At 40.3% G+C, this 15140-nt stretch carries 11 protein-coding genes; 6 read left to right on the top strand and 5 right to left on the bottom strand.

Annotation, left to right across the window (positions count from 1 at the left end; all coding sequences use genetic code 11):
• Positions 1-9: 9 nt before the first annotated feature.
• The 5 genes from EXM22_RS09795 to EXM22_RS09775 all read right to left on the bottom strand — a co-directional run bounded on the left by EXM22_RS09795 (position 10) and on the right by EXM22_RS09775 (position 8408).
• A complete protein-coding gene (locus EXM22_RS09795) occupies positions 10-855 on the bottom strand; it encodes an ABC transporter permease (protein ID WP_149486344.1) in 846 nt (281 codons plus the stop codon).
• Positions 852-1808: an ABC transporter permease gene (locus EXM22_RS09790; RefSeq protein WP_149486343.1), complete on the bottom strand. Its 957-nt coding sequence runs from the start codon at positions 1806-1808 to the stop codon at positions 852-854. The genes EXM22_RS09795 and EXM22_RS09790 overlap by 4 nt, the downstream gene beginning before the upstream one ends.
• A gap of 119 nt (positions 1809-1927) precedes the next feature.
• Positions 1928-3511, bottom strand: a complete 1584-nt coding sequence (locus tag EXM22_RS09785) for an ABC transporter substrate-binding protein (protein ID WP_149486342.1) — start codon at positions 3509-3511, stop codon at positions 1928-1930.
• 302 nt (positions 3512-3813) lie between these two features.
• Positions 3814-5592, bottom strand: a complete 1779-nt coding sequence (locus tag EXM22_RS09780; protein ID WP_149486341.1) for a methyl-accepting chemotaxis protein — start codon at positions 5590-5592, stop codon at positions 3814-3816.
• 338 nt (positions 5593-5930) lie between these two features.
• Complete coding sequence (locus EXM22_RS09775) at positions 5931-8408, bottom strand: cyclic nucleotide-binding domain-containing protein (RefSeq protein WP_149486340.1); 2478 nt, start codon at positions 8406-8408, stop codon at positions 5931-5933.
• A gap of 686 nt (positions 8409-9094) precedes the next feature.
• Here EXM22_RS09775 and EXM22_RS09770 point away from each other — a divergent pair.
• From EXM22_RS09770 to EXM22_RS09745, 6 genes are all read left to right on the top strand, one after another.
• Positions 9095-10669, top strand: a complete 1575-nt coding sequence (locus tag EXM22_RS09770; protein WP_149486339.1) for an ABC transporter substrate-binding protein — start codon at positions 9095-9097, stop codon at positions 10667-10669.
• Between the two features lie 90 nt (positions 10670-10759).
• Positions 10760-11710, top strand: coding sequence for an ABC transporter permease (locus EXM22_RS09765; protein WP_149486338.1), 951 nt, complete (start codon positions 10760-10762; stop codon positions 11708-11710).
• A gap of 10 nt (positions 11711-11720) precedes the next feature.
• Positions 11721-12614, top strand: a complete 894-nt coding sequence (locus tag EXM22_RS09760) for an ABC transporter permease (protein ID WP_149486337.1) — start codon at positions 11721-11723, stop codon at positions 12612-12614.
• 27 nt (positions 12615-12641) lie between these two features.
• Positions 12642-13670, top strand: a complete 1029-nt coding sequence (locus EXM22_RS09755; protein ID WP_210411437.1) for an ABC transporter ATP-binding protein — start codon at positions 12642-12644, stop codon at positions 13668-13670.
• The gene (locus EXM22_RS09750; RefSeq protein WP_149486335.1) at positions 13663-14640 is read left to right on the top strand and encodes an ABC transporter ATP-binding protein; all 978 of its coding nucleotides are present in this window, start codon (positions 13663-13665) and stop codon (positions 14638-14640) included. The genes EXM22_RS09755 and EXM22_RS09750 overlap by 8 nt, the downstream gene beginning before the upstream one ends.
• A gap of 12 nt (positions 14641-14652) precedes the next feature.
• On the top strand, positions 14653-15063 hold the full coding sequence (locus EXM22_RS09745) for an OsmC family protein (protein WP_149486334.1): 411 nt from the start codon (positions 14653-14655) through the stop codon (positions 15061-15063).
• Positions 15064-15140 lie beyond the last annotated feature (77 nt).

The following is a 15140-nucleotide window of genomic DNA, read 5'->3' as shown; positions in this document are numbered from 1 at the left end:
GGCATCTCTCTAGGCTCCCATGGTCTTCGGTTCTACAACAGCGCGCAATACATCGCCCAGCTTATTAAAACAGTAGACGATTATCAGGATCATCAGACCCGGAATGATCGCCAGATGAGGCACATCCATGAGAAAACCCTGAGCGTTTTTCAACATGCTTCCCCATGAAGAGGTCGGTGCCTTGACGCCTAAACCGAGAAAACTCAATGTGGATTCAATAATAATGGCATGGGGAATAAAAATGGTGGCAGTCACAACAATGGTGGGATAGATTCCCGGCAGGATGTGTTTTCTGATAATTCTGTAGTTTCGCTCTCCCGAAGCGGATGCATAAAGTACATACTCCCGCTGTTTCAGCGATAGGGTTTCTGCTCTAACTAGACGAGCGGCTCCCATCCAGCTGAATCCACCTATCACGATAATAATAGCCCAGATTCCCCCTTGGATAAAAATACTGATTATAGTTACCAGAATCATCCAGGGGATCGCCGAGAGAACATCCACAAAACGCATGAGGATGTTCTCTACAGCACCACCCCAGTAGCCGCTGACTGTTCCGATTAGAGTTCCTATGATGACTGAGGTCATCATGGCAAGAATACCAACCATGAGTGATACTCTGCCACCATAAAGAACCCGGGTAAAATAGTCTCGTCCCAGTTCGTCTGTACCGAACCAGTGGGTTAGGCTGGGGGTGTCTTTCATCAAACTGATATTGACTTCATTGGGATCATGAGGAAGTAGTGGAGCAAGAAGGGATGCCAGTATCATGATGATCAGCAAAACGAAAGCAAAGATGGCCCATTTGTCATTTTTTAATTCTTCCTTGAATATCTCAAAGCGTCTGTTCTTCACTGGTTCATCTCCTTAATTCTCGTATCAATCAGGTTGTAGAGAATATCCGCAAGAAGATTTCCAATTATAACCAGACTGGATGATAAGGCTAGAATACTCATGATGATGGGATAATCGAACCCCCTGATAGCTGCCAAAAAATATGGTCCTACCCCCGGCCAGGAAAAAACAGATTCTGTTACAAAAGCACCGGTTACGAGCATGGGAAGAGACATTCCAACCAAGGTTACCAGCGGCAGAAGAACATTCTTTAGAATATGCCTGAACAAAATATTGTGACTTGTGGCGCCGAAGGCTTTTTGCACCATCACATAGTCCTCCGAGAGTTGTCCGATTGTAGAGCTTCGCACATATCTGATCATTTGAGGCAGTAACGCAATAACCAGGGTCAGCCCGGGCACAACCATGTGAGCAAGGAGGTTGGATGTCGTCCTGGGCGAACCAGGTGTGTACATACCGAATGAGGGAAAGAGGTTCAGTTTGTAGGAGAGGAAGTAAATCAGTATGAGGCCAACCCAGAATGAAGGGGCGGAAATCGCTATTGAGCAAAAACCATCGACAGCCCGGTCGATCCATCGACCTCGATTTGATCCTGCAAGGAGTCCTAGAATTACGGCTATAATTAAAGCAATAATATAGGAAGGAACAATCAGTAGCATGGAATTGGGTATTCGATCCGACAAGGCCTGTTTAATATTTGAATGAGTCACTAATGAGTAACCGAAATCACCTCTAATTGCATTTTTTGCCCAAATAAAATATTGGATATATATTGGTTCATTCAAGCCGTTAACTTCTTTGAGAACCTCTATGTATTCAAGGGACATATCCGGTGTTGTAATTGCATCAATGGCATCATAAGGCGCCAGCTGAATAAGCCCGAATGTAATGATAGAAATGAGGATAATAAGAGGTACAGCCTGCAATATCCTTTTTAAGATATATCTTAACAATTCACATCCTCCCGGTCAGAACAAAAATAAGGCTGCAGCGATAAACAATTATTATCACTACAAGCCTCAATTCTTTAGATATTTTAAAATAGTCCGTGGAGATACGGGCTATAATATACTTATTTTTCTATTAATTTTGACATATCTTCAAATGTGAAGATCGGTACAAGTTTTGCTTCATCAATTCCACCAATTCTATTTGAAATAGCGAGTATTCTCTTATTTTCGCTTAGGGGGAGGAAGAAGGCATAATCCATGAACTCTTTTTGAAGTTCTTTATAGATGGCGGCTCTTTTTGAAGTGTCGAGCTCTACTCTACCAGCAGCAAAAAGTCCATCAATTGTTTCATTTTTGATGCCTGAGAAGTTTGCTCCTCCTTCGCTTGTGAAGAGGCTAGCGTAGTTGTCAGGATCAACACCCATAATATATCCACCGAGAAACAAGTCAAATTCGGCTGTTTTAGGATAGAGCGCATTGTTGTACATGGCTCCTGCATCGAGAGGCATCAGTTCGCAGGCAATTCCCACAGCGGCAAGATTGGCCTGAATCAGAAGAGCCTGTGTCTCATATGTTGGATTATTAGCCAGGTAGGCAATTTTAATCTGAGGATTTTTCAAACCGGATTTAGCCAGAAACTCCTTTGCCATGGACAGATCATACTCATAGGTTTCAACATCTTTTGAATAATAAGAGGCATGTTCCGGAAGGAAGGATCTCGCATTCAGTGCAAAATCTTCTGATACGTATGTCGCTTTGATGAGATCTGACTTGTTTATACCAAAAAGTATCGCTTTTCTAAAGTTGATATTATCCATATTCTCTCTGTAGAGAACCGCCGACAAGTAACCAATTCTGTTTTCTGAATAGGGATAAACACCGATTTGATTCTTATCAAATTTAGTAACATCTGTCGGTTGTATTGCTAGGGCATCTATCTCGCCTTTCTGGAGGGCTACCACAGCCGCATTAGCATCAAGAACAACACGGTAGATGACCTTGTCTATCTCAGGTTCACCCAAAAAATAGTCTTCATTTTTGACCAGAGTCAGGCTTTCTCCTTCTCTGTATTCACTAAACTTATAGGGCCCTGTTCCGATAGGGTGAGCGTTTTTTTCATTAACCTGAAACTCTGTTTCTCCGGCCCAAATATGTTCGGGAGTCATAAACTTCTCCGCAGAGAGGATCTCCAGGGCAAAAGGTATAGCCGTAGGAAAAGTAAATTGAACTGTGAAGTCATCGACCTTTGTGACTTTCATCGGCTTGCCGTTGAATTGATACACATCATGACCGTTTGCTGTAGGCTGTTCGACGATAGTTTTGTAAGTAAAAACAACATCGTCAGCATTGAACTCCTCTCCATCATGCCATTTGACATCATCGCGGAGTTTCACCGTGTATGTGAGCATATCAGCCGAGGCTGATACATCTGTGGCCAGGTAAAAATATAAATCTTCGGGACCATTGAAAACCCAGAGTGGAGAAAACATGGCTTTCGTTGCCATGAGGTCGTATCGTCCACTAGCTGTTATGGGATTAACATTGTTTGTAGGATCGCCATCGATGCCATATACAAATAAATCTTTAGCTGCTCCGGTTTCCATGACAGTACTGACTGATGCATCCTGAGATCCTCCAGCATAAATGTGAGTCATTCCAATCAATAAGAATACAGTTATGTATAGTATTGTTCTTAGTTTGTTCAATGATTTCTCCTCTCGTTTACTTTTAAAGTATTTATAACATTATATGACAAAGATTAAAAATCAATAATTATACGGAAAGTATTATACCTACCCGTTGAGACAGGTAGGCTGTTTAAATCAACCTAAAACCAATGTATATAAATGATAAAACAATGCACATAAATAAAATCAATTATGTTATGTGAGAGAACAAAGTTTAAACAATATCATCAATAATTAACAAGGCTATTTTTGAAGATTGAATAAAAAATGGATCTGTACCGCTTACATTGAAGCATTCAGCCTTTGGGGGGTGCTTCTGATTATGTTGTAAAGATACTGATCTGCTGAATCAGCTTCGAGATATTTTCAGTGTTTTCTTTGCTGATCTCCTGAATGAAATTTACAGATTGATTAATCTCATTAGAACCGTAGCGTATCTCTTTGATTCCACTGAGAGAGTTTTTAGATATTTCCTTTATCAACTTCAATTCTTTGTTGATCTCCTTGGCTCCAATATTCATTTCCTGGGACTCGAGTCGGATTGATTCAGTTATCTCATTTAAATGATTTGAACTGCTTAGAATCTCATTGCTGCCAGAAGACAATTCAACTGTACTTCTAGCAATTTCTTCAAAAGCAGAAATAACTTCCCGGACTTCATCATTGATATTGGCGAGTGTTAGCCCACTTTTATTACTCAGTGATAGAGTCTCATTGATATTATTTACCATATGAGTCAGCGTCTTGGATATTCTTTTAGAGTTTTCGGCTGTATTTTCAGCCAGTTTTCTGATTTCATCGGCAACAACGGCAAATCCCTTGCCAGCATCACCGGCATGAGCCGCTTCTATGGCCGCGTTCATAGACAGAAGATTAGTCTGAGAGGCTATATCATTAATAATATTGATCATTTCCAGTATATCATCTACAGATTTACTAGTATCTGTTATCAGTGAGTTGGTACTGGAGACTTCCTCTTCTCCGGCGGATGCTATGACCACAAGATTCCCAGCTGCCTGAATTTTCATTTCTGCAATACAGGCAACATTCTTTATCGATGCATTTATCTGTTCTACCGACGCCGAGGATTGGCTTACCGCACTGGACTGATCCGTGATTTCAGCTGCCAAGCTTTCTATGTTGCTGACAATTTGTTCTAAAGAAGAAGATGATGTCCCTATACTATCAGTCAATTTTTCAAACTGACGTTCCATTGATTCGATATTCGCAGATATTTCGCTAACAGCAGATGCTGTTTGAACCATTTGTGAATTGAGATTCTCGCTGATTTCCTGACTGCCATTTGAACTGATTTTTACACTCTTAACCAGAGTTCTCAAACTTGTGATAGCAGCATCAAAATTATTGGCAATAGACCCAATTTCATTCTTTTTATTCATATCTATTTTTTTGCTCAGGTTCCCTTTTGCTACGGTGTCCGTAATTTGTTGTATTGATAAAAGAGGTTTTGTAATGGATGATAAAATCCAAAAAGCAAATATAAGAAAAAATATCATTGTGATTATCAGTATGATCACGGTTTGATAAATAGCTTTATTTATTGTTATGGATAACTCATCGTGGAAAAATTCTTTGTTTTGCTTAATGTTCTCTTTAAACCATGTAAACGCTGCTAAAGCCGGAGCATCATCTATTAAAATGATTGAGTCAGTTTCACTGACAGTTTTTCCCTGATCATATAAATTTTTTGCTGAGAGCAGGGCATTCCTATACTCAGTCATAGTGTTCTTTATGATTTCTAAGTGTGTTTTTTCCTCACTCGTCAATTCGGGAGAGCTGTAGATTTTATCAAGGCTCAGGTTAAAGCTTTCGAAGCTGATATTTCCTTTTTCAATATATTCAGCATCCTGTCTCAATATATAGTTTTTGAAATGATGAATCATTCCTCCATAACCCAGTGCTGATTCCAATTGGGCAAAATAAACTTCTGTATCAACGACAGCTGCATTGTAGTGATTCCAGTGCCTATTTATTATTCCCAGGTAAGAATTGACTAATATACCAATGATTAAGGAATTCGTAATAAAGACAGCCATTAGTAGGTATAATCTGAATTTGATTGAGAAAAAACTGTTCAAAAGAAACTCCTTTAATTAATTATAACAGATCAGCATTGCCCTATGGCCTAGATCCTCTATTGTCCACAGGCTTGTTTTGTATAGTTTCTCTGTGTGTCACAGGTTATTGCATTTCTATTTTTCATCCATCAAGAGAATGTAAAATCTGTGTAATCTATGTAAAAGCTGAGGAATACGATGAGAAAGAATTATGAGTACTTTTGATCATGTAAGGCAGGAGATACATGGATACTACTGAATATACATTTGTGGTAATATGCTGAGATTCAATCAGTATAATGCTTTGAATTCATTGATATTTCGAATCTTCAAACAGACCCAAAATGACTGTTCAATCATTACAACTCCAGAAAATTTCTATAGTTGTCTATTTCAACGGGAAGGGGAGTTTTTTTCTTTTCAAACTTGATCGCTTTGGATTTTAGTTTTAGGAGCTCTTTCTGGCGGCGGTTCTGAAACTTATTTTCCATAATTGAAAAGGAAGGTTTTTGTGACATTTCTTCCCGTTTCTTTCTAGGAAAAGGACAGTAGCGGTAAAAAATATCACGTACATAGTTGTTCAGGCGCATTTTCCCATGGTATTCATGCTCAACCCACATACTATATTCTTTGGTAAAACGATCCTTATCAGAATTGGTTTTCTTGACGAATTCTTCCAGCCGTTCCTTGGCCTCGGGGGTGATATTCGGATTCTTTTTAAAGTAGCGGATATAATCGTAGTATACTCCTACAAGGCCGCCTTCTACAGGATCAGTCCAATTGTATCCTGCAATGCTTTTTTGCAGTTCCCAGCGGAAATAGGCCAACTGTGTGAGGATAGTATCCTTTAGTTTCTCGGAAAAGAAGAGGGGAAAGAATATTCTGCCTGCACTGTTTTTGTTGTTGCTATCCATTTCCTGCCACATGATTGCCCTGGTACCAAAGCTAGGGTAGAAAATAAAGTTCGGTACCACTTCAGTTTGAATAAAATCAGAACCCAGTTTGTGTTTGAATAATACTTCTCTGTAAAAAAGAGAGAAATCTCTCTGCCGGTATTTTTGCACAATCTCAATGAAGGAATCCGGGTTAATAAAGAATCGTTTCATATTTCCAGACAGGGTTTCACTGCATAGAAATGGAAGAGCTTTCTTCTTGTTTCCAAAGAGCATCTTTGATAGTTCTCCGGCAATCTTCCTGATTTCGAAGCGTACTCTGTCTTCAGGTAAATCTTTATAAATATAGGTATTTTCCCGCTCTTTTTTTGTCAACTTTTCCTGAGATTTCAGTATCGTCTTGAAAAGATCTCCCATTTCGGTCATTGAGGCCGGGATCTCAGACTTGTAGATTTTTTCAAGAAAGTAAGGAAGGGTCATCACTGGAATCTCATCATCGTTAAAGAGATTATTTGCATAGAAGCTATCAAGGGTGAGGAGGTCCTCATTTGTCAGGAATCGTTCATCTATGACTCCAAAGTGGAGCATGATTCCAGGAATAAAACCTTTAAGATCCGAGTCTATGACTTTTAGGAAACAAGCTTCATAAAGTTGCCAGTATTTTAAAGAGATGCTGTCCCTGATTTTTTGAAGGCTCGAATCACTTCCATGTTTTTTTTCTGCTTTTAATAACTGATCCATTAGAGTTTGAAATTCTTCATTAAATTCATCAGACATACATGAGAATTCCAAAATCTTTGGAAGTAGATTGTTATATTTGGCCAGACGCTTTTGTATTCCCGAAGTTTCTGCGGCTGAACCGGACTTTATAAGCTTATCTTCTTCCGGTATAATGAAATTCTTGAAATTCTTTAATGCGGAAAAGACTCTAAATTCTGTAAAAATATCTATTCCTAAAAGGGTCATAGTATCTTTCCTGCAACGCCAGCTGAATTTTGCCAGGAAGTGTAAAAAATTTCTTTTTTGAGGGTCGCTGTTTTTTGACCCCGAGATTGCTTGTACGGCCCATCCCTTATCGGAATAGATCATTTCAATGAGTTCCTTGATTTCAGCAGTCAATTTGATATTGGCTTTAAAAATACTTTCAATAGTCCGGCCTAAAAAATCGAATACATACTGGTTCGTGGGGTCATCTTTTGCGAATAAGGCGTTCAGGATCTTCTCATTTTTTTGAATCAGTCTTTTAATGAACAGGAATTGAGGATAATCAATTAGTTTCTCTGCCTGTGTCTTGTCATGGTTTTCATAGAGTTTGAGTCTATTTTGTATTTCACCCAGGAATAGATTGTAATCCCATGATTTAGGAAGAAGAGCTTGATCATCTTCTGTTATCAAAGCCTTGAGGTACGCGGAATATTCTTTCAGTTCTGCTTGGTTTCGGTTCTTTATCTCACCAACAGACAATGATGTACCCGGTATACCCAGAGCTATAGAATCAGCAATGGATGCATATTTATGCCAAAGGTATTTATAGTTTTTAAAGAGGTACAAAGCGGATTCAATTCTGGTGCAGAGATCTCTTAAAATTTTGAAATTGAGAGATAGGTCCTGATGAATTTGTGAAATGAACTCCTCCCTGTCCATGGGGTGGGTGCTGATCATGCATTCTGAAACAGTACGAATGGAAATGGTATAGTCATCATTTAAACTCAAGAGACCAGTTATACCAATCATTGCTTCACTTTTTACAAGTCCTATGCGGAGACTCATATCAATTATAGCCTCAGGGGCTGACCTTTCTTGTACGTTCTCAGCATAGAGGACCTCAACCATTCCCGAATGAAGTATATTAAAAGATTTGCATTGAGTTCCCTGCAGTATTATGACAATGCCGCTAGGTATGGTTTGTTTTATTCGTTTCTTCGTTAAGTCAATACTTTTCATAGTCTCTAGTTCTCATTTTAGTCAATAAAGCAGGGAGAATCACTCCAAGATTCATTTGTTGTTTTTATATTATAGATTTATCATGGTTTTGTATAATTAAAAATCAGCTGACTATGAGTATGTTACGCTTTAATGCTCGGGAATGCGAATTCCCATTTGCAAAAGACCGTTTTGGAGGGCGGGGTGAGTCCTCGATTTATAGCTAGAAATTCTTTCAGTATTAAATCTTGTTTACATCTCTGATTTTACCTTTAAAGAGGCATCAGCATCAGAATGATACAATTCTACATTAGTTAAATAGACCAAAGGACAGGATTCAGGCATTTTCGGTTCTGTATGTTCCGTTATAGAGACCTGGAATTCCGGAGGTCGTAGTATAAAGAATAAAGGATGAATTTCTTTATTGGGTATCATCCAGAAAAGTAACAAACTATGAAAAAACTACCTTTTTGTAATAATCTGTTGATTCTATCTATTTTTGATACAAGTCATCCGGACTCATATTGAACAATTATTTATTATCCATATATAGAGTTAATGTTATTCATAATGATTTATTATAAATAAAAAAAAGTAATTTAATGACCGAAGAGATTATAATGTTATAAATATACGGGTAATCTAAGAGGCAATTCATCACATACAATTGGCGATTCAATATAAAACGCAGAAGGAAGGAGTGGTTTATGAGAAACTGGAGAAGTATTAGAATACTTGCTGGAGTACTGGGGATAGCAATGATTCTATCCGCATGTGGCGGAAAAGATGAAAGTAGCAGTACCATGGATGTAGCGGCAGCACCCACTTACAAGGATACCCTTAATATTGCTATTACGGCACAGCCGCCAACCCTGGATGGTGCTTTGACTTCTTCAGAAGTTTCACTAACCATCAGTGGCAACCTATTCGAACAGCTTTATACAATGAATATGGATTATGAGCCTACTCCAGAATTAGCAGAAAGCTATACAGTCAGCGACGACGGTTTAGTATACACCTTTAATCTACGGCAAGGGGTCAAATTCCACAATGGAAAGCTTATGACTGCTGATGACGTCGTCTCGTCTATGAACCGTTGGCTGGAAGTTTCATCCCGTGGTAAGTCTTTACTTGGCGGTTCTGTATTTGAAAAAGTAGATGACTTCACAGTCACAATGACAGTTCCTGAGCCTACAAGCGATGTCCTGACTATTATTTCTACACGTACTTTCTTTCCGGTAATAATGCCAAAAGAAGTTATTGAGGCTGCCACTCCAGAAGGTGTTCAGGAGTATATCGGCACCGGTCCGTATAAGTTTCAGGAATGGAAACAGGATCAGTACATTCATCTGGTTAAATATGATGACTATACTATGATCGATAGCAAACCAAGTGCCTACTCAGGACGAAAGGAAGCAGCTACTCCTAACCTGTATTTCTATGTTGTATCCGATCATTCAACCCGAATTGCAGGTGTAAAAACCGGTGAATACGATGTCTGTGAAAGCGTTCCCCTTGAGAATTATGAGGATCTGATGAATGATCAGAATGTGACCCTGTATTCTCAGCCAAGCGGGTCAATGAATGCATTTTTAAATATCAAAGAGGGTGTGCTTAGTGATGTTAAGATGCGGCAGGCAATCCTGGCTGCACTCAACATGGATGAAATTATGCTTGCAAGTTTTTCTGACAAGGAACTCTTTACCCTTGCTCCCGGTTATATGAATGTAAATCAACCACAATGGGCCGTAAATTCAGGGGCTGAATATTATAACCAGAAAAATCCCGATAAAGCCAAAAAGCTGGCTTCAGAAGCCGGATATACCGGTGAGACCATCAAGTTGCTGACAACTCCCGATTATCAGGAGATGTATACTGCGACTCTTGTAGTACAAGAACAACTTCGGCAGGCGGGCTTTACAGCAGAAGTTTTGTCCCTCGATTTTCCCTCCTTCATGAAGGCCCGGGTTGATTTTAGCCAATGGGATCTTTTTATAACCAGTAATGGTTATCAGATTATTCCTCCAATGCACCTGGTGCTTAATCCCACATGGGCCGGATTTGATGTTCCAGAAGTCGCTACTGCTGTGGCTGCCATGCGAGGGGCGGCTGACAATGAAACTGCCAGGAAGGCTTGGAGTGATCTGCAGCAATTTATGTATGAGTTCGGATCTTCTACAGCAATAGGCCATTACAATGATGCAATGGCTACCAGTAGTAATGTTAGTAATTTTGTGTTTTTTGATCTTCCTATCTACTGGAATGCTGTTGTTTCTGAGTGAAAACAATTTTTCAAATATAATAAACTAGAGGGCTTTTACAATTGTATGAGCCCTCTTCCTAAATATCTATATAAGAAATGAGGGATTACGTTGATTGTATACATATCCAAAAGGCTGCTTTCTCTAATTCCGGTACTTTTTGTCGTATCCATTGTGATTTTTTTGATTGTGCATATTACTCCTGGTAGTCCTGCTGCCACTTTACTGGGTATGGAGGCTACGCCGGAAGAAATCGAAATTCTAAATGATCAGATGGGATTTAACAGACCAATTCATATCCAGTACTTTTCGTGGGTATCCAATGTGCTAAAAGGCGATTTGGGTGACTCAATTTTTATGAAACAGCCTGTTAGTGTGGCCATTAAAGAACACTTTCCACCTACTCTGAGTTTGGCTATACTGGCACAGATCATCGCAGTCTTTATTGCAATACCTTTTGGTATTCTCGCTGCACATAAGAGGGGCACTGTTTTCGACTCCACCTTAATGATTTTGGCTTTATTGGGTATGGCTATTCCCGGATTTTTGCTGGGGCTTTTCTTAATGTTGATTTTTAGTGTTCAACTTGGATGGCTCCCCGTAGCAGGATACCGTTCTCTAGATATGGGGATCTGGACGCATTTGCGCTATATGATTTTGCCTGCTTTATCCTTGGGGATGGTTCAGGCAGCGCTCATTACCCGAATGACGCGATCTTCTATGCTGGATGTCCTTTATAACAACTTTATCAAAACTGCCCGGGCAAAAGGTTTAAAAGAACAAATTGTACTATTAAAACATGCACTCAAAAATGCCGGTTTGCCTATCCTGACAGTGTTAGGTCAAAGCTTTGGGACTTTAGTTACAGGTGCTGTGGTTGTGGAATCCCTTTTTAATATCCCCGGTATGGGTCAGTTGGTGCTTAACTCTATCACCCGCCGGGATATTGCGGTCATCCAAGGTGTTGTACTGTTTATCACTTTGATTTATGTGGCTGTTAACCTGATTGTCGACCTGATGTATGGCCTGATTGACCCACGTGTACGACTCGATAGAAAGTGATGGATTATTTATGCAGAATGTAAATCAAAAAGAAAGCACAAAAGATATAAGAAGCCGCTTACTAAAAGAACAACGACAACTGATGTGGCTCAAACTGCGGACTAATCGTAGTTTGATGATAGGCATTGTCATTCTTACCCTAATGGTTCTGATAGCTATATTCGCTCCTGTTCTGGCTCCCAGCGATCCCTATGCCATGAAAGTAACCGAGCGCTTAACTTTACCCAGCCCGGAACATTTTTTGGGTACTGATGGATTTGGCAGAGACCTCCTGAGCCGTGTTATGTACGGTGCCCGGGTTTCAATGACTGTCGGGCTTGCTGTTTCTGCATTGTCTTCAATATTCGGCTTGGCAATTGGATTATACGCCAGCTACTTTAAACCACTTGATCATATTTTTATGCGCATATGTGATGGCCTGATTGCCATTCCAGGTATCTTGTTGGCTATTGCCCTTATGGCGGCTTTAGGTGCGTCAATATGGAATGTTGTGATTGCACTGACTGTGGTGTTTACACCAAGCATTGCCAGAGTGGTGCGATCCAGTGCTATTGTTGTCCGTGAACAGGCATATATAGAGGCCGTTTATATTCAGGGGGCAGGTCATCTGCGTATTTTGTGGTTAAATATTGCTCCCAATGTTCTTTCACCCCTACTGATACAGGCTACATTTGTATTTGCCAGTGCTATATTGTCAGAGGCTGCATTGAGCTTTCTGGGTGCGGGAATCCCTGCCCCTGAACCCAGTTGGGGTAATATTTTGCAAGAGAGCAAGCTCGTCATTCATAAGGCCTGGTGGGTAGCGGTTATGCCCGGAATTATGTTGATTCTTTCAGTCTTAAGCCTAAATCTTCTTGGTGATGGGCTGCGGGATTTCTTTGATCCTCATACAAAGAAGAGGTAGAGAGCTATTAATAAGATGAAATCAAATATGAAGCAAAACGAGAAAACACCCCTACTCAATGTAAAGAATCTCAAGGTACAGTTTGAGACTGACCGGGGACGTGTGACAGCGGTGGATAATGTCAGTTTTTCTGTTAATCCTGGTGAAATTGTAGGAATTGTCGGAGAGAGTGGCTGTGGAAAGAGTGTCATGAGTCAGACTATTCTTCGCTTATTAGAGCATACAGATCCTGTTATATATGATGGACAGGTGATGTTTCGTGATATTGATATATTAAAAATGAATCTAAAAGATTTACATACCCTCCGGGGCAATGATATTGCAGTTATTTTTCAAGATCCATTAACTTCATTAAACCCTGTATATACGGTCGCGAATCAAATTGAAGAAGTGCTTATTCTGCACAAGTCCATGAAAAAAAAACAGGCTTTGTCTCGCACCATAGAGTTGCTTGAGCTGACAGGTATTCCGGATCCTGCCCGCTGTGCCAATCAATATCCCCATGAACTTTCCGGAGGGATGCAGCAACGTGTGATGATTGCTATGGCACTGGCCTGTGAACCCAAACTGTTGATTGCCGATGAGCCGACTACGGCTCTCGATGTTACAATACAAGCACAAATCCTGGAGTTGATTGTTGATCTTAACAAAAAACTTGGTATGGCAGTTCTTTTTATTTCACACGACCTCGGTGTGGTTACAAAGATTTGTGACAGTGTGCGGGTTATGTACCTTGGTCAAATTGTGGAAGAGACCTCTACAGAAGTTTTATTTACACAGCCATTACACCCCTACACAATAGGGCTCATTCGTTCTATTCCCCGTATGGAAGGTGAACGCGGCAAAGAACTCTATGTCATTAAAGGAACTGTTCCCTCTCTTTTTAATGTACCCGAGGGTTGCCATTTTTGTACGCGCTGTGAATGGGCAGATCAAAAATGTTTTACCCAGGAGCCACCACTCACTGAGACAGGGTTTGACGATCACCGAGTAAAATGCTGGCACTTCCGGGAAATTGCCTGTCTGGATAAGGGTGTTGGAGGAAGAAATGAGTGAACCCATTTTACAGGTAAAATCTCTGCAGAAAAAGTTTCCCATCTATGGTTCTATGGGACGCCTTGGCGGAGCCGTTGCCTATGTACATGCTGTGAATGACGTATCCTTTAACCTGTATGAGGGGCAAACGTATGGCCTTGTTGGAGAAAGTGGTTCAGGAAAAACGACTGTAGGTCGTACAATATTGGGATTAAACGGGAGTGACGGCGGTAAAGTCCTTTATCAGGGAACCAATTTGATGGCCCTTGATTCTAAGGAATTTCGCTTGTACCGAAGAGATTTACAACTTGTGTTTCAGGATCCATTTTCTTCACTTAACCCCCGTAAGCGTGTAGGTTCTCTTTTGGAGGAGCCCCTTATTATTCATAAAATCGGAGATGTCAAAGAACGGCAAGAAAAAGTGTTTGCTATATTAGAGACCGTGGGGCTACAGCCGGAACACTATTTTAGATTTCCTCATGAATTCTCAGGTGGACAGCGACAGAGAATCGGCCTGGCACGGGCGTTGATTATGAATCCCAAAATCGTAATTTGTGATGAACCGGTTTCAGCCCTGGATGTTTCGATTCAGGCCCAGATATTGAATCTTTTAAAACGTATTCAGAGGGAACTCAAGCTGACCATGATCTTTATCACCCACGATATCAGTGTGGTTCGGCACATCTCAAATCGTATTGGTGTCATGTATTTGGGTCACATTGTGGAAGATGCGCTCACTGATGATCTTATTGCCACACCGCGACACCCCTATACAAAGGCCCTCTTCTCGGCTATTCCCGATTTTTCCAAAGGTTCTAATATGAAACAGCGCACCATATTAAAGGGAGAAATACCATCAAATACGATGAAAATCTCCGGATGTCCTTTTTCTTTGCGCTGTCCTCTCGCTACTGAACGTTGTAATGTTGAGCAGCCGCTAATGCGTGAAATTGCTCCGCAACACTTTACCGCTTGTCATTTTGCAGAATAAGGAGAATATCATATGGTATCAATTAAATATAAAAAAGGTGAAAATGAGATTTATAATGCATCGGGGCACCAGCTTCATGGTAGTAAGTCTGCAGGGCTGACCGGACTAAATCCCAGGGAGCTTCTGGAGGCATCATTAGGCCTCTGTGTCTCTATTACCCTAAGCAATATTTTGGAGAGGGATAATATTCCATTTGAAGATGGTGAGCTGGATATCAAGGTTGATGCTTCGAAAACAGAGGGAGCCGGTAATCGATTTACCGACTTTAAAGTGGACTTTGACTTTCCAGATCTTGATCCTAAATATAAGAAAAAGCTAAAACTCCTGATTGAGCGTGGTTGTACAATCAGTAATACCTTGAAGCAAGGTGCCAAAATTGAATTGGTAGATAGCAGTGAGGGTGATGCTGACATAAACGGATGAAGGTAGATATCGCATATAATCATACCTATCCAAGAATTATTGAGCCTGTAAATAAATTTGTGTAAAGCTCCAAATCT

Origin of the sequence: Oceanispirochaeta crateris (assembly GCF_008329965.1) — a bacterium.
GTDB classification, from domain to species: Bacteria; Spirochaetota; Spirochaetia; order DSM-2461; family DSM-2461; genus Oceanispirochaeta; species Oceanispirochaeta crateris.
The sequence above is the reverse complement of the archived record's forward strand: the minus strand, read 5'-3'. Positions and strand labels throughout refer to the sequence as shown.

Coding starts and splice junctions, on each gene's coding strand:
- EXM22_RS09775 (WP_149486340.1), bottom strand. CDS start 8,408: ATGAAAAGTATTGACTTAACGAAGAAACGAATAAAACAAACCATACCT.
- EXM22_RS09770 (WP_149486339.1), top strand. CDS start 9,095: ATGAGAAACTGGAGAAGTATTAGAATACTTGCTGGAGTACTGGGGATA.
- EXM22_RS09760 (WP_149486337.1), top strand. CDS start 11,721: ATGCAGAATGTAAATCAAAAAGAAAGCACAAAAGATATAAGAAGCCGC.
- EXM22_RS09755 (WP_210411437.1), top strand. CDS start 12,642: ATGAAGCAAAACGAGAAAACACCCCTACTCAATGTAAAGAATCTCAAG.
- EXM22_RS09750 (WP_149486335.1), top strand. CDS start 13,663: ATGAGTGAACCCATTTTACAGGTAAAATCTCTGCAGAAAAAGTTTCCC.
- EXM22_RS09745 (WP_149486334.1), top strand. CDS start 14,653: ATGGTATCAATTAAATATAAAAAAGGTGAAAATGAGATTTATAATGCA.